Here is a 22,815-nt window from a genome sequence, read left to right as displayed (position 1 = left end):
ATTGCTTCGCTGCGCTCGCAATGACGAGTGGAGAGATCGTGCGACAAACAAAAAGGGCGGCCTCGCGGCCGCCCTCTCGTATCTCAGATGCTGCAATCTTACTCCGCCGCCAGCTTCACATCCGGAGCTGCCGCGCGCACTTCGGCGTCGACCTGGGCTTCGAACTTGGCAAAATTCTTCTGGAACATGCCGACCAGCGCGCGGGCGGTCTTGTCGAACTCGTCCTTGTCCTTCCAGGTGTTGACCGGGTTGAGGATCTCGCTGGGCACGCCCGGCAGCGCGGTCGGGACCGCGAAGCCGAAATACTTGTCGGTGCGGAATTCGACGTTGCGAAGCGAGCCGTCGAGCGCGGCGGTGAGCAGGGCGCGGGTCACCTTGATCGGCATGCGCGAGCCGACGCCGTACTTGCCGCCGGTCCATCCCGTGTTGACCAGCCAGCAATCGACATTGTGCTGGGCGATGAGGTCGCGAAGCATGTTGCCGTAGACCGAGGGATCGAGCGGCAGGAAGGGCGAGCCGAAGCAGGTCGAGAATTCCGGTTGCGGCTCGTTGCCGAGGCCGCGCTCGGTGCCGGCGACCTTGGCGGTGTAGCCGGACAGGAAGTGATACATCGCCTGCGCCGGCGAGAGCTTGGCGATCGGCGGCAGCACGCCGAAGGCGTCGGCAGCCAGCATCACCACGTTCTTCGGCTGCGGCGCACGGCCGGTGCGCGAAGCGTTCGGGATGAAGTCGAGCGGGTAGGCCGAACGCGTGTTCTCGGTCTTGGAGCCGTCGTCGAAATCGACCGCGCGCGTGTCCTCGTCGAGCACGCAGTTCTCGAGCACCGCGCCGAAGCGGGTCGAGGCCGCATAGATCTCGGGCTCGGCTTCCTTCGACAGCTTGATGCACTTGGCATAGCAGCCGCCTTCGAAATTGAAGACGCCGTTCGGGCCCCAGCCGTGCTCGTCGTCGCCGATCAGCGTGCGGTTGGGGTCGGCCGACAGCGTCGTCTTGCCGGTGCCCGACAGGCCGAAGAAGATCGCGGTGTCGCCCTTGGCGCCGACATTGGCCGAGCAATGCATCGGCATCACGCCGCGCTCGGGCAGGTAATAGTTCAGCGTGGTGAAGACCGATTTCTTCATCTCGCCGGCATAATAAGACCCGCCGATCAGGACGATCTTGCGGGCGAAATCGATCGCGACGACGTTCTCCGAGCGGCAGCCATGGCGTTTGGGATCGGCGCGGAAGCTCGGCATGTCGATGATGGTGAGCTCCGGCACGAAGGTCGACAGCTCGATCGCCTCGGGGCGGATCAGCAGCGTGCGGATGAACAGCGAGTGCCAGGCAAGCTCGGTGAAGACGCGCGTCTTGATCCGGTAGGCCGGGTCTGCGCCGCCATAGAGGTCCTGCGCGAACAGCTTCTTGCCTTCGGCGTGCTTGAGGAAATCCTGATAGAGCGTCTCGAACTGCTCCGCGGTGATCGACTGGTTGCCGGCCCACCACATCTTCTTGTCGGTGGTGGCGTCGCGCACCGTGAACTTGTCCTTCGGGCTGCGCCCGGTGAACTCGCCGGTGTCGGCGCAGAGTGCGCCATCGGCGGACAGCACCGCCTCGCCCGCTGCCAGCGAATATTGATAGAGTTGCGGCGCACCGAGGTTCCAGTGAACCTGCTTGAGATTCCTTAAGCCGAATTTGTCGGCGCCGAAGGCACCGTTGCGCACGCCCGTCTCTTGCACGAAAAAATCCTCCTAGAACCCGCGACATCAAGCGCGGCCAAGTTTGGCGCCGTCGCGGTCACCGTGATGATCGGGCCATTCGGCCTCGGCTGAACGACCTAATACTGATGAACGCTGGCGTTGCCAAGCTGATCCCGCAGGATTTGGCTTATTCAAAGACCGCGCCAAACGTCGCGCATGTCAGCTCTGAATGGCCGCATCAAGAAAGTGCGGATGATCGCGCAACCAAATGCGCGTTTGCGCGTTACGTCAGGTTATTGCGATGCACAATCGCCGACGACCTATCTTGCCTCACCCTCGCCGATCAGCGCGAACGGCCCCCACATCGCAGGATAAGCGTTACGTGGCGACGAGGCGTCATCGAGATAGGTTAACATCGCGCGGCGCAAGGCTTCGGCACGACCGAGGTTCGGTTCGTTCTTGAGCAGCTCGAACGTCGATGTGGTCAAGCGGGTCGCAGCCTCCGAATCCACCGCCCAATGCGAGACCAGGAGCGCGCGGGCGCCTGCGTAGAAGAACGAGCGCGCCAATCCCGACAACGCTTCGGCGCCGGGCTTGTCGCCAGCGATGGTGTTGCAGGCGGACAGCACAACCCAATCGGCATTGAGCTTGAGCTGGGCCACTTCGCTCGCGGTGAGAAGACCATCGTCGAGCTCCGTCGGCTGATCGGGGATGGAGAGTGCGAGCGACGGCTCCCCCAATCCCTTGACGTCGCCGGCAACGAGGCCGTGGGTGGCAAAGTAGATGATGCCGTATTGGGCAAGCGCTGCACGCTTGAGCGTCGTTTCGCTGGCGTCGCGGCCGAGATGGATATCGGCCTCGGCAGCGCCGACGTCCCTCGCCACCGCGTTCAATTCATCGGCCGTATCGGGCAGTTGCGGCAGGGCCTGCGCCAAGCGCGCACGATCCACGCCTGCGCCGCGCCAGAAGTCGGCATAGGCGATCGTCGCGATGCTGCGTGCGGCGACCTTGCCGCTCGCGGCGCGCCGGTCGGCAGGTCCTTCGGCTGCAGGGTTGAACACGGGATCGCCGAAACCGGTCATCGGCTTGATGCTATGATCCCTGCGGGCGAAAGCGCGCAGCGATTTCAGGCTGATCACCGACGGCAGCACCGAAACAGCCTGGCGCCGCAGCAGCCAGGCCGCACTGCGATAGCCCTCGAGCCGGTCCGGGATCGCAGTCTGCGGCTTCTCCGTGACCAAGAGATGAAACGGCAATGCGGTCAGCGCCGCCGACGGCACGACCAGCAAGTTGCGCTTGTCCTTCGTCAGCGCCTCGACCGGGCCGAGCAGCGCGACATAGAGCTCGTTGGCGAGGGCGAGGTCGAACAATCCCGATTTGCCGGATGCATCGCGCGCCTTGCCGACATCGAGCCCCCTGCGGAAGGCGGTGACCTTCTGTGCGACCGCGTCCGCTCCGAGCGGAATCTCCTTCCAGTCGACGCTCTCGCGCGTGATCGCGACGACATAGCTCCGCCTGTCGACGACGGAATAGATTACCATCGCCTCGTCGGACGCCAGCAGCGGCTGGATGTCCTTCACGGTCAGCGGCAGCGGGTTGGAGAGCGAGGAATAGTCGGGAAACTCGACGGCGAGCGTCTTCTGCAATCCGTTGCGCGCGCTCGCGATCGCCGCGATCCGCGCGCGGCTGCGCTGCTCGGCTGCGACGTCACGCTGGGCCGGCGGCTTCGACACCGCAGCGATGATTGCCTTGTCGAGCGCTTCGGACTCGGCCGCGAGATCCTGATCCTTGCGGACGAGCTCGGCGAGCCGGTCGCTGCCGGCGGCGAGCCGCACCGCGAGCTTGTTCACGGCGGAGGCGGCAGAGGATTGCGTGCCGCGCTGGATCGCACCGAGCGCATCGTCGAGCGCCTTTTCGCTCGCCAGCAGCGATTGCTCCCGTGCCGCGAACAGGATCGGCAGCACGACATGGAGCTGTGCACGGTTGGCCGCGAGCGTCTTCTGCGCGAGCGGCAAGGCGTCCGCCGTCCGCCCGGTCGCCTGCAGGAAACCGGCGAGATTGCTCGTCGAGGTCGCGACATCAGGGTGATCGGGCCCGAGCGCACGCTCGCGGATCGCCAGCGCGCGACGATACAGCGGCTCGGCATCGGCAGAACGCTGCTGGTGCTGATAGAGTCCGGCGAGATTGTTGAGCGAGCGCGCGACGTCTGGATGTTCCGGCCCCAGCACCTTTTCGCGGATCGCGAGCGAGCGCTTGATCGGCGCTTCGGCATCGGCATCGTGATCGAGGTCGCGCTCGACCTGTCCGATGTTGTTCAAAACCGTGGCGACCGCGGGATGCTCGGGTCCGGCGGCTTTCTGATAGATCGCGAGCGCACGCCGGAACAGCGGCTCGGCTTCGGCCGGACGCTGCTGCTTGGCGTAGAGCGTGGCAATATTGTTGAGGGATTGACCGACGTCGGGATGCTCGCGCGGCAGCGCCTTCTCGCGCACGGCAAGTGCACGCTTGAACAGCGGCTCGGCCTCGGCGAAGCGACCCTGCCGCTGATACAGCGCGGCAAGATTGGTCAGCTCGGCCGCAACCAGGGCGTTGTCGGAGCCGAGCGATTTTTCCATCAGTGCGATCGCGCGCTTGTAGAGCGGCTCAGCCAGATCGTCCCGCCCCTGACCGGCATGGACCTGGCCGAGATTGTTCAACGCGGCCGAAAGATCGCGGCCGTTGTCCTTCTCCAGGTTGGCGACCATCGCCTGCGCGAACGGCAGCGCTTCCGAATATTTTCCGGCACCGATGAGCGCGTTCAGCCGCGCGCTCTCCGCGGCGAGACCTTTCTGCGCAAAAGCTGGCGCGGCCAGCAAGGTGGTGATGGCGAGCGCCAGACCCGCCGTCCATGCCAAACGTTGACGCGTCATGACCCTCTCGCTGCAAGCCTGAAAACCATTACGGTCATGGGTCGCGGTGATCGGTAGCGGCGTTCAAGCGATTGCGCCCCGGTCCACCTTCGTGCGCGCTTCGCCAGCGAGGCGGACCAGCATCTTGCGCAAGCCCGTGCCGTCCGTCACCCGCTCCGGGAAGTCCAGCCGCAGCGCGGCCTGGCCGTCCTGCATGTCGAGGCCTTCAGGGTCACAGCCGGTGCAGCGCCAGTCGCCCGCGGCGGCCCCGAGCAGCTTCGTTGCGTAGAGATTCAGGGCCTCGCGATGGTCGGCGTTCATGTGCTCGACGGCGCTCGCCTCCGCCGCCAAGAGATCCTCGGCGCCGGTGAGGTCGGTCAGGAACTGCTCGGGCTTGAGGTCGACGATCCGGCCGAAGCCGGCGACCAGATGGGTTCCCGTGGGCCGGACCCGGAAGAAGGAGAAATCCTTAAAGGAAACAAAGCCCTCTGCGGAGGGATAGGCACTGAGATACCGTCGCTGGAGCAGATCCTTGTCGGAATCGGCCTCCTCGGCCCGGCCGGACAGCATGATCCGGGCGCCTTCCAGGGGATCGCCGGCCACGCGCTCGTCCAGCATCAGCGAGACCCGGCTGTCAGCGAGGATGTTCTTGGTATGCACGGCGAGGCCCGAGATCAGCAGGATCGGCGAGCCGTCGGGATGGCTGGCGAGATTGACCAGGGAACAATAGGGATCGCCGCTGCCGGCCATCAGGGTGGCCAGAGCCCCTTGCCGGGACCGCCTCAGCAGCGATTTGGCGAGCTTGGCGGGGTCGAAATCGGGGGGCGGTTGCATCGGCTTTCTCGGCTCAGGTGGTTGCATGGAGGGCCTTTTTTCGGGTAAACGAGGGCCCGGTTATGGGTCGAGATACGGCGAATCTGCCGTGTTTCGTGGAACTTGGTCACACTTCAGCCCAGCTTGCATTGCTCGGTGACAAGGTTCGAACGCCACTTCGGCACCCATGTATGCGGCGCATCACTGATTGCTCGCCGTTTCAAGCCACGACCCAAACGGAAAGCAGAAAGCAGAGAGGCTCATGCCCACAATCGCTTTGGTCGACGACGACCGCAACATTCTCACATCCGTCTCGATCGCGCTGGAAGCCGAAGGCTACCGTATCATGACCTACACCGACGGCGCCTCCGCGCTCGACGGTTTCCGCACCACCCAGCCCGATCTCGCCATCCTCGACATCAAGATGCCGCGCATGGACGGCATGGAGACGCTGCGCCGTCTGAGGCAAAAGTCCGACCTGCCGGTGATCTTCCTCACCTCCAAGGACGAGGAGATCGACGAGTTGTTCGGCCTCAAGATGGGCGCCGACGACTTCATCCGCAAACCGTTCTCGCAGCGTCTGCTGGTCGAGCGCGTCAAGGCGGTGCTGCGCCGCTCGGCGCCGAAGGACCCGACCGTCGTGCCGAAGGAGAACGATGCCAAGGCGCTCGACCGCGGCCTGCTGCGCATGGACCCCGAGCGCCATACCTGCACCTGGAAGAACGAGCCGGTGACGCTCACCGTGACCGAATTCCTGATCCTGCAGGCGCTCGCGACCCGGCCCGGCGTGGTGAAGAGCCGCAACGCGCTGATGGACGCCGCCTACGACGACCAGGTCTATGTCGATGACCGCACCATCGACAGCCACATCAAGCGGCTGCGCAAGAAGTTCAAGGTGGTCGACAACGAGTTCGAGATGATCGAGACGCTCTACGGCGTCGGCTACCGTTTCAAGGAAGCCTGAGGCGCATCCTCCGACGCGATCGAGGGCATCTCCGGTTCTCGTTCCATCGCAACGAGGATCGCTCTAGGATGCGGGGACCTTCGCACGGGCCGTCCTAACGCGGGCGTAAGCATTGCTTGACCGAACGCAGCCTGACCCTAACCAGAGCGCCGGGGATCTCGCATCCGACGGCGTTCAGGAGCACGTTGCCGACGACAAGCCGCAAGGCTTCCGGCCGCTGAACTGGCTGAAACGCGCCGGGCAGTTCTTCTTCGCGCTGTCCTTCTCGAGCCTGACCCGCCGCATCGTCTCGCTCAACCTCGCCGGCCTCGTCGCGCTGGTGGCGAGCATCCTGTACCTGTCGCAATTCCGCGCCGGCCTGATCGACGCGCGCGCCCAGAGCCTCCTGGTCCAGGCCGAGATCATCGCCGGCGCGATCGCGGCCTCTGCCACCGTGCAGACCAACGCCATCACCATCGATCCCGACCGGCTGCTCGACCTCAAGCCGGGCGAGACCTATGGCGGCTCGGACGAGTATTCGCCGCTGGACTTCCCGATCAATCCGGAGCGCGTCGCGCCGGTGCTGCGCACCCTGATCTCGCCGACCAAGACGCGCGCCCGCATCTACGATCCGAACGGCAGCCTGCTGCTCGACAGCCGCAACCTCGAAAACGTGCTCCGCTTTCCGCTGCCGCCGCCGGCCGAGCAACCCGGCATCATCGAGCGCGGCAAGGTCGCGGTGCGCACCTGGCTGAACCGCGGCGACCTGCCGCTCTATCGCGAGCTCGGGCCCGAGAACGGCAATGGCTATGCCGAGGTGGGTGACGCCCTGCAGGGCCAGAAGCGCTCGATGGTTCGGGTCAATGCCCGCGGCGAGGTGATCGTCTCGGTCGCGGTCCCCGTGCTGCGCTCGCGCGCGATCCACGGCGCCTTGATGCTGTCGACGCAGGGCGACGACATCGACCAGATGGTCACCGCCGAGCGCCTCGCCATCCTGAAGGTCGGCGGCGTCGCCGCCGCCGTCATGATCATGCTGTCGCTGTTGCTGGCGAGCACGATCGCCGGCCCGGTGCGCCGGCTCGCCGACAGCGCCGAGCGCGTCCGCCGCCGCATCAAGGCCCGCATCGAGATCCCCGATTTCACCCGCCGCCGCGACGAGATCGGCCACCTCTCCGGCGCGCTGCGCGACATGACCAGCGCGCTCTACAGCCGCATCGAGGCGATCGAGATGTTCGCCGCCGACGTCGCCCATGAATTGAAGAACCCGCTGACCTCGCTGCGCTCGGCGGTCGAGACGCTGCCGCTGGCGCGCAACGAGACCAGCCGGGCGCGCCTGCTCGAGGTGATCGAGCACGACGTCAAGCGGCTCGACCGGCTGATCTCGGACATCTCCGACGCCAGCCGCCTCGATGCCGAACTGCAGCGCCAGGACGCGATCCCGGTCGATTTGCGCCGCCTGCTGACCACGCTGGTGTCCGTCGCAAACGAAACCAAGCTCGGCCACGACGTCGCGGTCGAGACGCGCTTCGAGGGCCGCGGCTCGACCGACACCTTCGCCGTGAGCGGCCACGATTCCCGGCTCGGACAGGTCGTCTCCAACCTGCTCTCCAACGCGCAATCCTTCTCCGAACCCGGCAGCAAGGTGCGCCTCACCTGCCGGCGCGTCCGCTCCGAGATCGAGATCGTGGTCGACGACGACGGCCCCGGCATTCGCGACGACGCGCTGGAGCGCATCTTCGAGCGCTTCTACACCGACCGTCCGCATCAGGGCTTTGGCCAGAACTCCGGTCTCGGCCTGTCGATCTCGAAGCAGATCGTCGACGCCCATGGCGGGCGGATCTGGGCGGAGAACCGTCCCGGCCCGCCGGATGCCGACGGTTCTCCGACGATTGCCGGCGCGCGCTTCGTGGTGAGGCTGCCGGCGCTATGAACGAAGGCGGGACCAGCGTACACGCCTCCGCCGTCAAGGTCGGGACTCTCGCCGTGCTGATCCGCGGGCCCTCCGGGTCCGGCAAGTCGCGGCTTGCCTTCGATCTGATCATGGCCGGACGCTCGGGCGTCGTGGACAGGGCCGTACTGGTCGGTGATGACCGTGTCCATCTGGCGACACTCGGCCATGAAATTGAGGTCCGCCCCGCGCCTCGCCTGGCGGGCCTGATCGAGATCCGGGGCCTTGGAATCCGCCGCTGCGACTTCGTGGAGCATGCGACCGTCGGTCTCGTGGTCGATCTGGCCGCCGCGGACGCAGAGCGCCTGCCGCCGGCCGAAGCCCTGAAAACCAGCCTTTTCGGTGTCGAAATACCGCGAATTCCCGTTGCCCGCGACTATTCGCCCCTTCCTCTGGTTGTTGCGGCCTTGACCACTACCAAGAGTTCATCTTCCGTTAACCCTTCAGGCGATTGTTTGAAGGGAAATGGTAACCATATGAACCCCACTATCGCGACCGAATAGACCGGCGCAGCTCCCCTCATCCATCCGTATAGATTCAGGGAGATACGCAACATCCCCTCTTGCGCGGGGGCTCTGGATGGTCAAAGTGGCGCGTTCGTGCGGTGCACCAAAAGCGCCCGCGAGGAGTTTTCCGATGATTGGTCTAGTACTTGTGACCCACGGGCGCCTTGCCGACGAATTCAAGGCGGCGCTTGAGCATGTCATGGGTCCACAAAAGCAAATCGAAGCGATCACGATCGGCGCCGAGGATGATTCCGATCTCTGCCGAAGCGACATCATCGAGGCGGTCAACCGCGTCGATTCCGGCGACGGCGTTGCCATCCTCACCGACATGTTCGGCGGCACGCCCTCGAACCTCGCAATATCCTGCATGAGCCGGCCCAAGGTCGAGGTGCTCGCGGGCATCAACCTGCCCATGCTGGTGAAGCTCGCCAAGGTGCGGGAGGAGCGACCGCTGCCCGACGCGATCGCGATGGCGCAGGAAGCCGGCCGCAAATACGTCACCATCGCCAGCCGCGTCCTCGCCGGCAAATGAGCGAGGAGGCGCCACAAGCCGGGACGGGCGTGCCCGCGGGCGCGATCTCCAAGGATCTCCTGATCATCAACAAGCGCGGCCTGCATGCGCGCGCCTCGGCGAAATTCGTCCAGGCGGTCGAGCGCTTCGACGCGCAGGTGTGGGTGACGCGCGGCGGCGAGACCGTCGGCGGCACCTCGATCATGGGCCTGATGATGCTCGCTGCGGGTCCCGGCACGACGATCACGGTGGCGGCGGCAGGGACCGACGCCGAGGCGGCGCTCGCGGCGATCACGGAGCTCGTCGAGAGCAAGTTCAACGAGGAAGGGGTTTAACTGTCGTCATTCCGGGATGGTGCGTTAGCACCAGACTCGGAATCTCGAGATTCCGGGTTCGATGCTGCGCATCGCCCCGGAATGACCTTCGGTCACTTCCCCGGCGGCACGATGTAGACGTTCCAGTTCATCGACGGGCCGGCCTTGCCGTTGGTGAAGCGGCGCATGCTCATCACCATCCGCTCGGCGTTCGGCGCAACCTCGGATACCCATTTCTCGAATGCAGGCAGGCGGCCGTCGGTCGGATCGAATACGCCGATGAAGCCGTAAGTCTTGATGTCCTCGAGTGAGGTCAGCCCGGAATTCCAGGGCTCGAGCGGCAAGAACGCGGCGGGGTGATCCGGGCTGTAGAACACCATCGGCTGGATCGACTCCATGGTGCCGGCAACGACCGCCCAGCGCGAGGCAAAGCGCATGTGCCATTCCTGAGTCAGCTTGCGCGCCAGCTCCGAGCGCGCGCCATAGGTCGCGGTGTTGCCGACATTGGCAGCCATCTCGCGCGCGGCGATGAGGGGCGAGGCCGCCAGCGTCGCGGCGCTGAGCACGAGCCAGATCGCTGCGATGTTGAACAGCGCGGCACTCTGCACGCGCAGCGTCGGGATCGCGACCAGCGCGAGCGGGACCAGGAAGAACAGCGAGATGCCCCAATCGGTCTTCATGTAGATGCTGAACACCAGCGCGCCGAGCGGCGGGCCGAAGGCGACGATGGACTGGATGATCCAGACGTTCAGCGCCTGCGAGACATTGACGCCTGCATTGGCGCCGCGCGCCCAGGCGCGCGTGACGATGCGCAAGGGCGCGCGCAGCAGCAATTTCACCCAGGGCGGCACCAGCGCCATGGCCAGCGCCGCGAGCGCCACCGGCACGGCGAGCAGCGCGAAATTGTGCAGCACATAGCCCGCGACGAGCTGATGCACCTGGCTCTTGTCCTGCAGGCTGTAGGTGTCGCCGGCATAGGTCAGCGGCACGAAATGCGCATCCGCCAGCCAGACGAGGTGCGGGACCATCGCCGCCACCATCGTGGCAATCGCGACCCATGGCGCCGGCGACGACAGGAAGCGCAACCGCTCGGGATGGATCAGCGCGGCAAGGCCGATCGCGCCGATCATGGTCAGCACCCAATATTTGGTCATCAGCGCCAGCGCGCCGGCGAGACCAAGCAGGATTCCGGATTGCCAGGTCCGCTTCTCGAACGCGTTGAGATAAGCGAGCACCAGGAGCGGCAGCGTGACGAGCTGGAGCAGGTCCGGGTTGTACTTGAAGCCCTTGAAATTGAAGATCGGGTAGAGCGCGATCATCACCACGGCCAGGAACGCGCGGCGCGCATCCACCACGCGCAAGGCGGTCAGCCAGCAGAGCACCATGCCGGCGCTCACCGTTGCCATCGCCAGCGCATAGGTCGCCCAGTCCGCCGCCGGGAACGCCGTGAACCAGAGGCCGGCCACCCAGCCCGACAGCGGGGGATGCTTGCCATAGCCCCAGAGGAATTTCTGACCCCAGCCCCAGGCTTCTGCGACGTCCATGTGAACGTCCTGCGCCGCCTTCAGATTGATCAGGATGAAGGTCCACAGCACCGCGTGCAGGAGGGCGAATTGGATCACCTGCCACAGGCGCGCCTCGGGGCGCACCGCGCAGGCAACCAGGAAGGCCCGGAAGCGGTTGTAACTCAAGCGGCCCTTTGCCCGCCTTCTGGAGGAGGGAAGAGAGGTTGTCGACATCGGCTTGGACATGGGCCGTGCGTAGCGCGTTTTGGCCCCTCATGGAATCAGCTTGGCGTGAACAAAGGCCCTGAAAATACAGCAATATGGTTGCCGCACGGGGATGTGAGTGGTATCCCGCGCCCATGACGACCGTCCCCATTTCCAACATCCGCAATTTCTCCATCGTCGCCCATATCGACCATGGAAAATCGACGCTGGCCGACCGCCTGATCCAGATGACCGGCGGCCTCTCCGACCGCGAGATGGCGGGCAAGGAGCAGGTGCTCGATTCCATGGACATCGAGCGCGAGCGCGGCATCACCATCAAGGCGCAGACGGTGCGCCTCGCCTACCGCGCCAAGGACGGCAAGGATTACATCTTCAACCTGATGGACACGCCCGGCCATGTCGACTTCGCCTACGAGGTCTCGCGGTCGCTGGCGGCGTGCGAAGGTTCCCTGCTCGTGGTCGACGCCAGCCAGGGCGTCGAGGCGCAGACGCTCGCCAACGTCTACCAGGCGCTCGACAACAATCACGAGATCGTTCCGGTCCTGAACAAGGTCGACCTGCCCGCCGCCGAGCCCGACAAGGTCAAGCAGCAGATCGAGGACGTCATCGGCATCGACGCCTCCGATGCGGTGATGATCTCGGCCAAGACCGGCCTCGGCGTGCCCGATGTGCTGGAGGCCATCGTCACCCGGCTGCCGCCGCCGAAGGGCGATCGCGACGCGACCTTGAAGGCGCTCTTGGTCGACAGCTGGTACGACGTCTATCTCGGCGTCGTCGTGCTGGTGCGTATCGTCGACGGCACGATGAAGAAGGGCCAGCGCGTGCGCATGATGGGCACCGGCGCCGCCTACGATGTCGAGCGTGTCGGCTTCTTCACGCCGAAAATGCAGCAGGTCGACGAGCTCGGCCCCGGCGAGATCGGCTTCATCACCGCCGCGATCAAGGAAGTCGCCGACACCCGCGTCGGCGACACCATCACCGACGACCGGAAGCCTGTTACCGAGATGCTGCCGGGTTTCAAGCCGGCGATCCCCGTCGTGTTCTGCGGCCTGTTCCCGGTCGACGCCGACGACTTCGAGACGCTGCGCGCGGCGATGGGCAAGCTGCGCCTCAACGACGCCAGCTTCTCCTTCGAGATGGAGACGTCGGCTGCGCTCGGCTTCGGCTTCCGTTGCGGCTTCCTCGGCCTGTTGCATCTCGAGATCATCCAGGAGCGGCTGTCGCGCGAGTTCGATCTCAATCTGATCGCGACCGCGCCGAGCGTCATCTACAAGATGAAGCTCACCGACGGCACCGAGCTCGAGATCCACAATCCCGTCGACATGCCCGACGTCGTCAAGATCGAGGAGATCCAGGAGCCCTGGATCGAGGCGACGATTATGACGCCCGACGAATATCTCGGCAGCGTCCTGAAGCTGTGCCAGGACCGCCGCGGCGCGCAGAAGGAGCTCACCTATGTCGGCTCCCGCGCGATGGTGAAATACGACCTGCCGCTCAACGAGGTGGTGTTCGACTTTTACGACCGCCTCAAGTCGGTCTCCAAGGGCTACGCCTCGTTCGACTATCACCTCACCGACTACAAGCCGGCCGATCTCGTCAAGATGCAGATCCTGGTCAATGCCGAGCCGGTCGATGCGCTCTCGATGCTGGTCCACCGCACCCGCGCCGAAGGGCGCGGCCGCGCCATGGTCGAGAAGATGAAGGAGCTGATCCCGCCGCACATGTTCCAGATCCCGATCCAGGCGGCGATCGGCGGCAAGGTGATCGCGCGCGAGACGGTGCGCGCGCTGCGCAAGGACGTCACCGCAAAGTGCTACGGCGGCGACATCACCCGCAAGCGCAAGCTTCTGGAGAAGCAGAAGGAAGGCAAGAAGAAGATGCGGCAGTTCGGCAAGGTCGACATCCCGCAGGAAGCCTTCATTGCCGCGCTGAAGGTGGACAGCTGAGGCGACGCTCGGGCCGGCGCGGTCGCGAGGCCGGCAAACAAAACTGCGAAAACAACCCCATGCACAGTAGCCGCCCCTTGGCGGCATTACGCTTTTTCGATTTACCGAAATCCGTTTGACCCGTCGGGCAAAACAGGGGTATGGTGGCATCATCGCAGCGGGCCGGATGAGCCAGCACGATCGTCCATCTGATTCTTTCAAGGATCGATCATTCATGCACGGAGTTATTTCATGGTCCGTGCAAATATCACCCGTCGCAAGATACCTGGCAGCCTCGGCGCTGCAGCAGGCCAGCCCGTAGGATGGGTAGAGCTCTTGCGAAACCCATCGCCCTGGGGGGGGACGGATTATCTCCTGCTTCTCGTCAGACTCAGATCGGCGGAATGAGTTTGATGGGTTTCGCTTCGCTCTACCCATCCCACGAGCTGCAATAGCGTTCCCGGCGCGTATGACGGAGCCTGCTCGTGACATCGCGTCCTCGGGCATTGGGCAAGTGGTTGTTGGCTGGGGTCGGCGCTCGCGCTATTGTGGTCGAGCCTCAATCACAGGAGGTGTCATGCAGCGACGCGAATTTCTCGCACTGATCGGTGTTGCGACGGCCTGGTCACCGCTTGCTCGCGCGCAACAGCCGAAGAAAGTCCCCCATATCGGCTTCCTGACCACCGGCTCGGTCGAGCAAACCCGCACGTCGATGGCTGCCTTTCATCAGGGACTGCGCGAACGCGGTTATATCGACGGAGAGAATATCGTCGTCGAGTTTCGCGCAGCCGATTCAAAGGTCGAACAACTCCCGGCCCTGGCGAGTGAACTCGTCCGTCTCAATCCTGCTCTCATCGTTGCGCAGAATACGCTTGCTGCGCGGGCCGTGCAGCAAGCGACCAAGTCGATTCCTGTTGTCGTGCCAGTCATGGGCGACCCGGTCGAAGACGGACTCGTCGCCAGCATCGCCCGGCCAGGAGGCAACATCACCGGACTGACCTTCATCGGCCCGCAGCTTGTTCCCAAGCGGCTTGCGCAATTGAAGGAAGCATTGCCGATGGCGTCTCGGATAGCAGCGATCTGGCACCCGGCTGCATACGGCAAGACGACAACCCAAGGCATGATCAGCGGTGCAGAGTCAGCATCGAAAACCGTGGGCGTTCATTTGCAACTCATTGCCGTCCAGGATCCCGACGGGCTCGGCGAGGCGTTTTCCACGCTCGCGGGCGCGCGTGCCGATGCAGTCTTCCTGTTTCCCAGCCCGATGTTCTTCATTGCGCGCAAGCGCATCGCCGACCTCGCCGCAGAACATCGGCTGCCGCTATTTGCCATCGGCAAGGAGTTTGTTCAACTCGGTGCGCTCCTGTCCTACGGAGCGGACATCATCGACTTGAACCGGCTATCCACTGATTACGTCGATAAAATCCTCAAGGGCGCCAAGCCCGGCGATCTGCCGGTCGAGCAACCAACCAAGTATGAACTGTTCATCAATCTCAAGACTGCAAAGACACTCGGGATCGAAGTTCCTGCTGCATTGCTGGCCCACGCGGACGGGGTGATAGAATGATCGACTGATGCAAGTCGATGCATTCAAGGCAGTTGTCTGCTGCTGAATTTCCTTTGCGCTTGATCGTCACGCCGCCCCGGCTAAGCAAGCCGTCGCCGCTCGATCGAACAATCAATTCAGTTCGGCTGGTAAACGTCCGCTATTGGCCGCATTGCAGTTGAACTGCTGGGACCGGTGCGAGCAGGGAAACCCTTCATTTCGCAGGTGACGCGAGCGGCTTACCCTTTTCCACCACATAGGTCGCGATCACCCTTGCGCCGGCTGCCCCAGACTTCGCGTCGTGAAGCGTGTTTGGCGGCACCACGTAGGAATCACCCGCCTTCAGTTGCCGGGGCTGTTCACCCTCGATCAGCAGTTCAAAGCCACCCTCGAGCAAATAGCCCGACTCGGGACCGGGATGGGTATGGCGGCCAATTCCGACATTTGGCGCAATCTCCGCAATGCCGATGACAGTCTCATACGTAGTCCCCGGTACGTCGAAGCGTTGCAGCGGAGTACGTTTGATTTGCTGCGTCTGGTTCGTTGCGGCTGGTGCGCTTTGTTGCGCAGCAACTGGTCCCGACAAGGCCAGAGCGGCAAGCGCGGCGCAAACTGAGGATGCTATTCTGAGCATTTTCGCCTCCCTGAACAATCAGGATGAACATTCGAGGCTATCCAGCTCATTGTCTTGGACACGCGCGAACTCGCACTATGCCCAGGACGAAGTCCGGGTGACGCCGGGGTATGGACAAAACGCTCGCCGAGAGACAGACTTGTTGCGCCTCTCGGGTCCGGAATTTTCCGATGAAGACTGAGGAACGAAGCTTTGCTTCCTTGCGCTTTTCGACGGGAGAGCTTCCCGCGTCGAAGCGCCTGCCGGCATTGCGCGAGTTGTTCCATAGATCCATCCAGCTCCAGGTCGACGCCGAGCCAGGCCAGACCGTCGAAATGGAGATGCATCTTGCGCCGGGCCTGCGTCGCGCGAGAATGCTGACTTCATTCACCGCTCGCATTGTCCGCCCGGCATCGATGCTCGCCGATGGCGAGGACACGGTCTGCCTGATGATGAAGACGAACGGTCACATGGCACTGACGCAAGGACACCAGGAAGGTGTACCGGAGTCCGGTGATGGCGTCCTTCTCGTCTATCGCGAGCCTGCTCGCTTGCAATTCGTGGACGCAACATATGTATCTGTGCGCGTGCCATTCACTGCGATCTCGACTCTTTCTCCCGACGCCGCAGCGGCGGCCGGACGCCGCATTCCATGCGATACCGAGGCGTTATCGTTGCTGCGAAACTACGTGATGAATCTGCCCGACCGGATCAAGGACCCGCAACTTGGTCGCCTATCGGCCACTCACGTCTACGACCTGATCGCACTCGCTATCGGCGCGACGAACGACGGGCGGGAAATCGCCAAGCAACGAGGAGTTCGCGCCGCGCGACTCGAGGCCATCAAGGCCGACTTTATTCAGAACGTCACGATGGGCATCGAGCGGATCGCCAAGCGGCAGGGAATATCGTCGCGCTACGTTCAAATGTTGTTCGAGGAGAGCGGAACGACGTTTTCGGAGTTTGTGCTCGAACGTCGCCTTGATGTTGCTCGTAGAATGTTGACCAGCCCACGATACAAAACATGGTCGGTGACCGCGATCGCCTTGGAGGCGGGCTTCGCTGACATTTCGCATTTCAATCGAAGCTTCAAGCGACGTTATCTCATGACGCCATCGGACATGCGTGCGCACGACAACAGCAGCGGATTGCCCGATTAGCGCGAGCAAGTGGCGCTTTGGAGCACGATAAGCAGTTTACTCTGCGCGTTGCTTTCGGCGTCGGCGTCCGCCGGGGAACCGCGTTCCGCGGCGGCGCCGGAGCCCGCGAGCAGAACCAACGCATAGATGTATCGGCAGCTGTCGAGACGCTTGGACGAAGCATGCAAGTCAGATCGGATTGGTCTTTGCCCGAATGGCCATCGACCGCTTCAGGACCTGCTGGGCGTCGGCGTAGCGTCCCTGGTCCTTGTAGAGACCAGCGAGATTCTGCAGGACAAAGGCGAGGTCCGGATGGTCAGGACCAAGCGACTTCTCCATGGCCGCGACCGACCGCTTGTACAGGCGCTCGGCTTCGGCGTTACGCCCCTGGCGTCCGTACAGCGCAGCCAGATTGTTCTGTGCCTGCGCGATGTCGGGATGATCGGGGCCGAACGCCTTCTCGGTCACGACAATCGATCGCTTCAGCAGCCGCTCGGCATCGGCATAGCGACGTCGATTGATATAAGCGTCGGCCAAATTGTTCATCAGGACCGTGGCCTCGGGATCGTCGGGACCGAGCGCCTTCTGCAGCACGGCGAGGCCTCGCTTGAACAGCGGTATGGCCTGATCGTACCGGCCCTGATTGCTGTAGACCGCGCCGAGATTGCTCAACGCCAGCACGATCGACGCATCATTGGGGCCGACCGTCTTTTCGTTAATGGCGATCGAGCGCTTGAGGAGCGGCTCCGCTTCCGCGTAACGCTCTTCCGCGCGATAGAGATCGCCGAGATTGTTCAGTACCATTGCGACTTCGGAATGATCCGGACCGAGCGTCTTCTCGCGGATGGCCAGCGCGCGCTTGTACAAGGGTTCGGCAACGGCGTATTGGCCGAGATTGTAATGGATCGTGCCGAGGTCGTTCAGCGGCATTGCGACGTGGGCATCATCAGGGCCGAACTCCTTCTCGCGAAGGGCCAGCGACTTCTGGGCCAGAGGCAGCGCTTCCTTGTACTTCCCGGCCCGATAAAGCTGCTTCATCTGCCGGGTCAGCGTGCCCGCCTCGTCCTCTTCGGCATGGGACGGCGCGCCGAACGACAGGCTCAAGGCCAGCGCAGTGATTGCAGCGCAGATCGATGTTTTCAGGGTCCTCATCGCGCCTTCCCTCGTCGCGGCCAGCGGGATTTACGCGCCATTGGTGCTCCCGTTGGCCGGACAGGTTCAATGCAGCCGCGGCTTTCCGACGCGACCGACCGCGCCAGCGCGGCTATATGCCATTGGCAGGCGTCAGCAATTCGTCATTGCCCGAGCTGCTGCAGCACGGCAGACCACAACGCGAGCGGCTCCCGGAGCGCGCCCGGCTCCGACGGCTTCTGGCGAACGGCCGTGTGCACCATGACGAGCTTTGAGGCCGGATCGACCAGGATGACCTGACCGCGGATGCCGAGCAGGGCAAATCGGCGCTGCTCATCCGGAAGGAGCCACACCTGATAGCCGTAGCCGAAATAGCGCGTGGCCACGCGCGGAGCGAGATGGCCATCCGCCGGCCGCACGGTCGTGGCATCGAGCAGCCACTGCCGAGGGATCAATTGACGGCCGTCCCAGGCGCCGTCATGGGCGAGCAACCGGGCGAGGCGCGCATAATCGCGCAAGGTTGCGTTGAAGCAGCAATAGGCGATCTCCTGCCCGCTGCCGTCGATCACCCAGGAGGCATCCGTCTCGGTGCCGATGGGGTCCCAGATCCGGTCGTGGAGATAATCGGCCACCGGCGTGCCCGTGGCGGCGCGCAGGACCAGGCCCAGGATCTCGGTTTCAATGCTGGCATAGTGGAATTTGGTGCCTGGCGGCGCGGTCCGGGTGTTGAACTGCGCGACGACAGTGGCAGGATCTTTCGGCGGGCCGCTGAACAGGGCGCGCCCAAGCCGGGCGATGTCGTCGTTCCCGTCATAGACTTCCGAGAATTCGACGCCCGACGACATGTTCAACAAGGCGCGGATGGATGTGTTGCCATATTCCGTGCCTGCAAGGCCGCTGACATAGGTCGCGACGACGTCGTCGATCGACTTGATCCGTCCCTCCGAGACCGCGATCCCGACCAGCATGGCGACCAGCGTCTTCGCCATGGATTGCGAGACGAAGCGGTGGTGGTCGGTCCGCGCATATTGATAGTGCTCGTAGAGGATGGTGTCGTCCCTCGCGATCAGGAGGCCCGTGACCGGGTTGCGCTTGAGGTAGTCCGCGATGCCCAGCTTTTCGGTGCCGAAACTGTAGGTGACCTGCGGCTCCGGCGCGCGCTTGAATTGCCAAGGCACCGTCGCGCGACCGACCCGCCGCGAGGGATAGATCTCGCCGAAATGGCTGTAGCTCCCGACCAGCTTGTTGAGCTCCGGCGCGCCTCCCCGCGTGCCGACCGGATAGCCTTCAGCCGCGCCGTAAAGCTCGGCATCGGGGCCGCTATCGGAAAAGACGGGCCCCGGCGCGGCGGGCGGGCTTCGGACATCCTGCGCGCAGGCCAGCGGTGCCCAGAGCGCGGAGGCGAACATGACCGGCAGGAAGAGGCGGCGGCACCCGCGCCGCCCAAACAGCGCGCCCCATTTCATCGCACTTGCCTCCTCGCACGTTCGTGGGTGGACGGTTCACGAGAACAACATCGCAGGCCGGTGACGCGCGGCATGCTATCATTGCGGACGGGCCGTGTCAGCCTGCGGTGGCAACCCGCCTTGCTCTCGCCTTGCAGATAAGTCACCATTCCTCCCGCGCCCCGCCAACAAGACCAACAGCGCGAAGGAAACGCATGAGCAGGCCGTCACGCTTCGACTATGGCTGGGTCATTGTCGCCGCAGGTGCGCTGATGACCTGCGTCGGATTCGGCACGATGTTTTCGCTGGCGGTGTTCTTGCAGCCGATCTCGGAGGCGATGGGCTGGTCGCGCGCCGGCGTGTCGGCGGCCGCGACGCTGGATTTCCTCTGCATGGGATTGGCCGCATTCCTATGGGGCACGCTGTCGGACCGGTTCGGCACCCGCATCGTGGTGCTCTCGGGAAGCGTTCTGCTGGGATTGGGTCTGGTCACCGCGAGCCAGGCCGCAAGCCTGTGGCAATTCCAGCTTTGCTTCGGGGTTCTGATCGGCATCGCCGTGGGCAGCTTCTACGCACCAACGATGGCGCTCGCGAGCGCCTGGATCGAGAAGAACCGCAGCCTTGCCGTGGCGCTGGTCTCCGCGGGCATGGGCGTGTCGCCGGTGACGATCGCGCCAACCGCCAGCTGGCTGATCAGCGCCTATGGCTGGCGCCCCGCGATGCTGATGATCGGCATCGCTTCGTGGGCGCTCCTGATCCCCGCCTGCTTCCTGGTGCGTCCGGCGCCGGCAGCCGCGGGCTCCGCGACGACGGACGCGGCGCCGGAGGTCGAGATGGGTGCGGCGCAGGCGCTGCGCACGCCGCAATTCGTCGCGCTCGCAGCGGCGCATTTCGCCTGCTGCGCGGCGCATTCCGGCCCGATCTTCCACATGGTGTCCTATGCGATGGTGTGCGGCATCGCTCCGCTCACGGCGGTGACGGTCTATGGCGTCGCCGGCGTCTCGGGCCTCGGCGGGCGCCTGCTGCTGGGCGCGCTGGCCGATCGCATCGGCGCGAAACCGGTCCTCGTCGCCGGGCTGTTCGTGCAGGCGATGTGCATCGCGACCTATCTGGCGGTGGCGCAGCTCGGCGAGTTCTACGCGTTGTCGGTCGTGTTCGGCCTCGCCTATGGCGGGGTCATGCCGCTCTATGCGGTGCTGGTGCGCGAGTTCTTCGGCGCGCGCATCATGGGCACGGTGTTCGGCGCCGTGTCGGCCTTCGCCAGCCTCGGCATGGCGCTCGGGCCGTGGGCCGGCGGGATCGTGTTCGACACTTTCCAGCAATACACCTGGCTGCACGCCGGCTCCTTCGCGATCGGGCTTGCGGCGGTCGCGGTCGCACTGAGCTTCCCGACCCGACGGCGATCGCTCGATCTTGGCCGCGTGACGGCGTGACGGCGATTGCCGGATCTAACGTTCCAGCCGAACGCCTTGTGATCGGGCCGTTCCTGCATCGAGAGAGGCCAAATGAGGCGACGGACGTTTCTCGGCTTTCTGGCGAGTACGGCGATATCGGCGCGCGAGGCATCGGCGCAAAGGCGCGTTCCGGTCGTGGGATTCGTCGGATTTGCCACGCCGGAGATCGACAATGCGGTGCTCGTTCCGTTCCGGAAGGCGCTGGCCGAGCTGGGTTACGTGGAGGGCCGCACCATCGCCATCGAGGCCCACTCGACCTCCGGCGATGTGTCGCGGGGCCTTGCATTGATCGACGACCTCGTGGCCAGACAAGTGGACGTCCTGCTGTCGCCTGGCCCCGCCGCAGCACGCGCGATCGTCAGGAAAACCAACATTCCGGTCGTCGCCGTGGCGCTGCCTGCGGTGCAAAGCGACCCTGAATTGTTTCAGAGTCTTGCCCGGCCGGGCGGCAGTCTCACCGGCTTCGCGGCGTTCGGCGAGGAGATGTCGGCCAAGCGCATCGAGATGATCCGGGAGATCCTGCCTTCGCTGAAGCGGATCGGCGTGTTGAACAATGCGACGGACCCGACCTTCAGCGCCTGGGGCGCGCAGACCATCGAGGAAGCGCGACGCGCCGGGCTGGAGCCGGTGCGCCTCGGACTGACGAGCGCATCGCCGGCCGCGGTTGCCGAGCAATTCAACGTGCTTGCGGCCGCCGGCGGCAACGCCGTGATCGTCATTCGCGACTACATGACGGCCGCGATGCAGGACGCAATCTGCCGGATCGGCATCGACATGAAGATTGCCGTCATCGGTCAGCAGAGGGAATTCGCGCATGCCGGGGCGCTGATCAGCTATGGCGCCGACATCGGCGACCTGTTTCGCCGTGCTGCGGGCTATGTCGACCTGATCCTGAAGGGGCAAAAGCCGGCAAACATGCCCATCCAGCTGCCGACCAAATTCGAGCTGGCCGTCAATCTCAAGACCGCGCGTGCGCTCGGCGTGACGATCCCGTCCACCATTCTCGTGCTGACCGACGAGGTGATCGAGTGATCGGGTCGTTCCGAGCGCATTCGTAGTCCCGTTACAGCGGCCGGAGGCCAGGGAAGACGCCGCGATCGATCGCGGCGAGCGATATCGCCAGGGCGCTCATCAGGACGAGCCCTAGCAGAGTGAGCAGCGTCTGCGCCGCCAGGCCGCTCCAGCCCATGCTGAGGACGGCATGAACCGCAAAGGACAGCAGGACGCTGGCGCAGTAGACCGCCAGCGAATATTCGCCGCATCGTATCAGCGGCAGCAACCATCTCGCTTTCAGGATGTCGGCATTGCTCGGAAGCAGGCGCCAGCACAGCAGCGCCAGCGCGGCGAAATGCAACAGGCGCAGGACGTCGAGATTGGTCTTGTCGACCGGATAGATCAGCCGCGACAGCCATCCCGGCACGTAGTCTTCGATGGCGTGGATCTGCCAGCCCAGGGTGATGACGAAGGAGAACAGCACATAGGCCGCCGCCAGAACGGCAAGCGGCCGGGACTCGAGGATGGCCAATTGCCAGTCGCCGCGGTTTGCGCCCCACCAGATGCCGATCACGAACAGCAGTTGCCAGTTCAGCGGATTGAAATAGAGCTGTCCCCTGGGATAGGCCGGGATGTACCAGTCGAACAGATGGGCGAGAACATAGAGAGCGACGGATCCGGTCAGGGCCAGCGGCCAGGCGCCTATCGTCAACGGCACGACGACGATGAGCGCGAAATGCAGGATGACCATCAACAGCAGAGGATCGAGATTGACGGGTGAATACCGCAACGATGCCACCTGAAGCAGTGTTTCGGCGGGCCGTTGCAGCAGGATGGCCAGGTTGGCGTGGTCGAACACGCCGTGCTGCCAGGCCGCGATGTACGACACTTCCGCCAGCAGCAGCACGACCGTCAGAATCTGCGCGATGTAGATCTCGAACGAACGGCGCAGCATGCGCAAGCCCGCGACCGCAAAGCCGGACCGGCGCAACAGGTCGCCATAGACGATGCCGGACGCCAGGCCCGACAGGAAGACGAGAATCTCCGCCGCATCGCTGAAGCCGAAGTTCTTGGGCGTGAACCTGTTGAGATAGGTTTCCGGGATGTGATTGACGTAGATCCACCAGAGCGACAGGCCGCGAAAGAGGTCGATCCGAAGATCGCGCTTCGTCATCGCCGGCGGTGTGGTCGCAATCGATGTCACGCCTGCGCGCTGCCTCTCCCGATCCGAGCCTGCCGT

General features: G+C 64.3%; 18 protein-coding genes. 10 read left to right on the top strand and 8 right to left on the bottom strand.

What is annotated here, in order from left to right; translation table 11 throughout:
- Positions 1-98: 98 nt before the first annotated feature.
- From BDOA9_RS03455 to BDOA9_RS03445, 3 genes are all read right to left on the bottom strand, one after another.
- Positions 99-1,715: a phosphoenolpyruvate carboxykinase gene (locus BDOA9_RS03455; protein WP_025032558.1), complete on the bottom strand. Its 1,617-nt coding sequence runs from the start codon at positions 1,713-1,715 to the stop codon at positions 99-101.
- Positions 1,716-1,996: 281 nt separating this feature from the next.
- Positions 1,997-4,585, bottom strand: coding sequence for a CHAT domain-containing protein (locus tag BDOA9_RS03450; protein ID WP_025032557.1), 2,589 nt, complete (start codon positions 4,583-4,585; stop codon positions 1,997-1,999).
- Positions 4,586-4,648: 63 nt separating this feature from the next.
- Positions 4,649-5,398, bottom strand: a complete 750-nt coding sequence (locus BDOA9_RS03445) for a HugZ family pyridoxamine 5'-phosphate oxidase (RefSeq protein WP_025032556.1) — start codon at positions 5,396-5,398, stop codon at positions 4,649-4,651.
- Between the two features lie 241 nt (positions 5,399-5,639).
- Here BDOA9_RS03445 and BDOA9_RS03440 point away from each other — a divergent pair, with 241 nt between their 5' ends.
- The 5 genes from BDOA9_RS03440 (at position 5,640) to BDOA9_RS03420 (ending at position 9,620) form a co-directional block, all read left to right on the top strand.
- Positions 5,640-6,341 carry a response regulator transcription factor gene (locus tag BDOA9_RS03440; protein WP_025032555.1) on the top strand — a complete coding sequence of 234 codons (702 nt, stop codon included), beginning with the start codon at positions 5,640-5,642 and terminating at the stop codon, positions 6,339-6,341.
- 112 nt (positions 6,342-6,453) lie between these two features.
- Positions 6,454-8,250, top strand: a complete 1,797-nt coding sequence (locus BDOA9_RS03435; protein WP_025032554.1) for a sensor histidine kinase — start codon at positions 6,454-6,456, stop codon at positions 8,248-8,250.
- Complete coding sequence (locus BDOA9_RS03430) at positions 8,247-8,771, top strand: HPr kinase/phosphorylase (RefSeq protein ID WP_025032553.1); 525 nt, start codon at positions 8,247-8,249, stop codon at positions 8,769-8,771. Before BDOA9_RS03435 ends, BDOA9_RS03430 begins: the two co-directional genes overlap by 4 nt.
- A gap of 133 nt (positions 8,772-8,904) precedes the next feature.
- Positions 8,905-9,306: a PTS sugar transporter subunit IIA gene (locus BDOA9_RS03425; RefSeq protein WP_007597752.1), complete on the top strand. Its 402-nt coding sequence runs from the start codon at positions 8,905-8,907 to the stop codon at positions 9,304-9,306.
- Entirely contained in the window at positions 9,303-9,620 is a 318-nt protein-coding gene (locus tag BDOA9_RS03420; RefSeq protein WP_025032552.1) for an HPr family phosphocarrier protein, read from the top strand. The genes BDOA9_RS03425 and BDOA9_RS03420 overlap by 4 nt, the downstream gene beginning before the upstream one ends.
- Before the next feature lie 92 nt (positions 9,621-9,712).
- Here the strand turns inward: BDOA9_RS03420 and BDOA9_RS03415 are convergent, their stop codons facing one another.
- Positions 9,713-11,338 (bottom strand): glycosyltransferase family 39 protein, encoded by a 1,626-nt coding sequence (locus tag BDOA9_RS03415; protein ID WP_025032551.1) that lies wholly within the window; start codon positions 11,336-11,338, stop codon positions 9,713-9,715.
- A gap of 125 nt (positions 11,339-11,463) precedes the next feature.
- Here BDOA9_RS03415 and lepA point away from each other — a divergent pair, with 125 nt between their 5' ends.
- Together lepA and BDOA9_RS03405 are read left to right on the top strand one after the other, a co-directional pair.
- Positions 11,464-13,275 carry a translation elongation factor 4 gene (gene lepA, locus BDOA9_RS03410; RefSeq protein WP_025032550.1) on the top strand — a complete coding sequence of 604 codons (1,812 nt, stop codon included), beginning with the start codon at positions 11,464-11,466 and terminating at the stop codon, positions 13,273-13,275.
- Between the two features lie 556 nt (positions 13,276-13,831).
- Complete coding sequence (locus BDOA9_RS03405) at positions 13,832-14,821, top strand: ABC transporter substrate-binding protein (protein WP_025032549.1); 990 nt, start codon at positions 13,832-13,834, stop codon at positions 14,819-14,821.
- A gap of 193 nt (positions 14,822-15,014) precedes the next feature.
- Here the strand turns inward: BDOA9_RS03405 and BDOA9_RS03400 are convergent, their stop codons facing one another.
- Positions 15,015-15,434 carry a cupin domain-containing protein gene (locus BDOA9_RS03400; protein ID WP_025032548.1) on the bottom strand — a complete coding sequence of 140 codons (420 nt, stop codon included), beginning with the start codon at positions 15,432-15,434 and terminating at the stop codon, positions 15,015-15,017.
- 170 nt (positions 15,435-15,604) lie between these two features.
- Here BDOA9_RS03400 and BDOA9_RS03395 point away from each other — a divergent pair, with 170 nt between their 5' ends.
- Positions 15,605-16,573 (top strand): helix-turn-helix transcriptional regulator, encoded by a 969-nt coding sequence (locus tag BDOA9_RS03395; protein WP_025032547.1) that lies wholly within the window; start codon positions 15,605-15,607, stop codon positions 16,571-16,573.
- Between the two features lie 168 nt (positions 16,574-16,741).
- Here the strand turns inward: BDOA9_RS03395 and BDOA9_RS03390 are convergent, their stop codons facing one another.
- Together BDOA9_RS03390 and BDOA9_RS03385 are read right to left on the bottom strand one after the other, a co-directional pair.
- Positions 16,742-17,704, bottom strand: a complete 963-nt coding sequence (locus tag BDOA9_RS03390) for a tetratricopeptide repeat-containing protein (protein WP_025032546.1) — start codon at positions 17,702-17,704, stop codon at positions 16,742-16,744.
- Between the two features lie 143 nt (positions 17,705-17,847).
- On the bottom strand, positions 17,848-19,149 hold the full coding sequence (locus BDOA9_RS03385; protein ID WP_025032545.1) for a serine hydrolase domain-containing protein: 1,302 nt from the start codon (positions 19,147-19,149) through the stop codon (positions 17,848-17,850).
- Between the two features lie 194 nt (positions 19,150-19,343).
- Here BDOA9_RS03385 and BDOA9_RS03380 point away from each other — a divergent pair, with 194 nt between their 5' ends.
- Both BDOA9_RS03380 and BDOA9_RS03375 read left to right on the top strand, forming a co-directional pair.
- The gene (locus tag BDOA9_RS03380) at positions 19,344-20,561 is read left to right on the top strand and encodes an MFS transporter (RefSeq protein ID WP_025032544.1); all 1,218 of its coding nucleotides are present in this window, start codon (positions 19,344-19,346) and stop codon (positions 20,559-20,561) included.
- Positions 20,562-20,633: 72 nt separating this feature from the next.
- Positions 20,634-21,614, top strand: a complete 981-nt coding sequence (locus tag BDOA9_RS03375) for an ABC transporter substrate-binding protein (protein WP_025032543.1) — start codon at positions 20,634-20,636, stop codon at positions 21,612-21,614.
- Positions 21,615-21,645: 31 nt separating this feature from the next.
- Here BDOA9_RS03375 and BDOA9_RS03370 read toward each other — a convergent pair whose 3' ends face one another.
- Positions 21,646-22,779, bottom strand: coding sequence for an OpgC family protein (locus tag BDOA9_RS03370; RefSeq protein ID WP_042335459.1), 1,134 nt, complete (start codon positions 22,777-22,779; stop codon positions 21,646-21,648).
- Positions 22,780-22,815: the final 36 nt, after the last annotated feature.

The sequence above is a fragment of the Bradyrhizobium sp. DOA9 genome, assembly GCF_000617845.2.
GTDB lineage: Bacteria > Pseudomonadota > Alphaproteobacteria > Rhizobiales > Xanthobacteraceae > Bradyrhizobium.
Note: the sequence above shows the minus strand (reverse complement) of the source record. Positions and strands in the feature narration are given on the sequence as shown.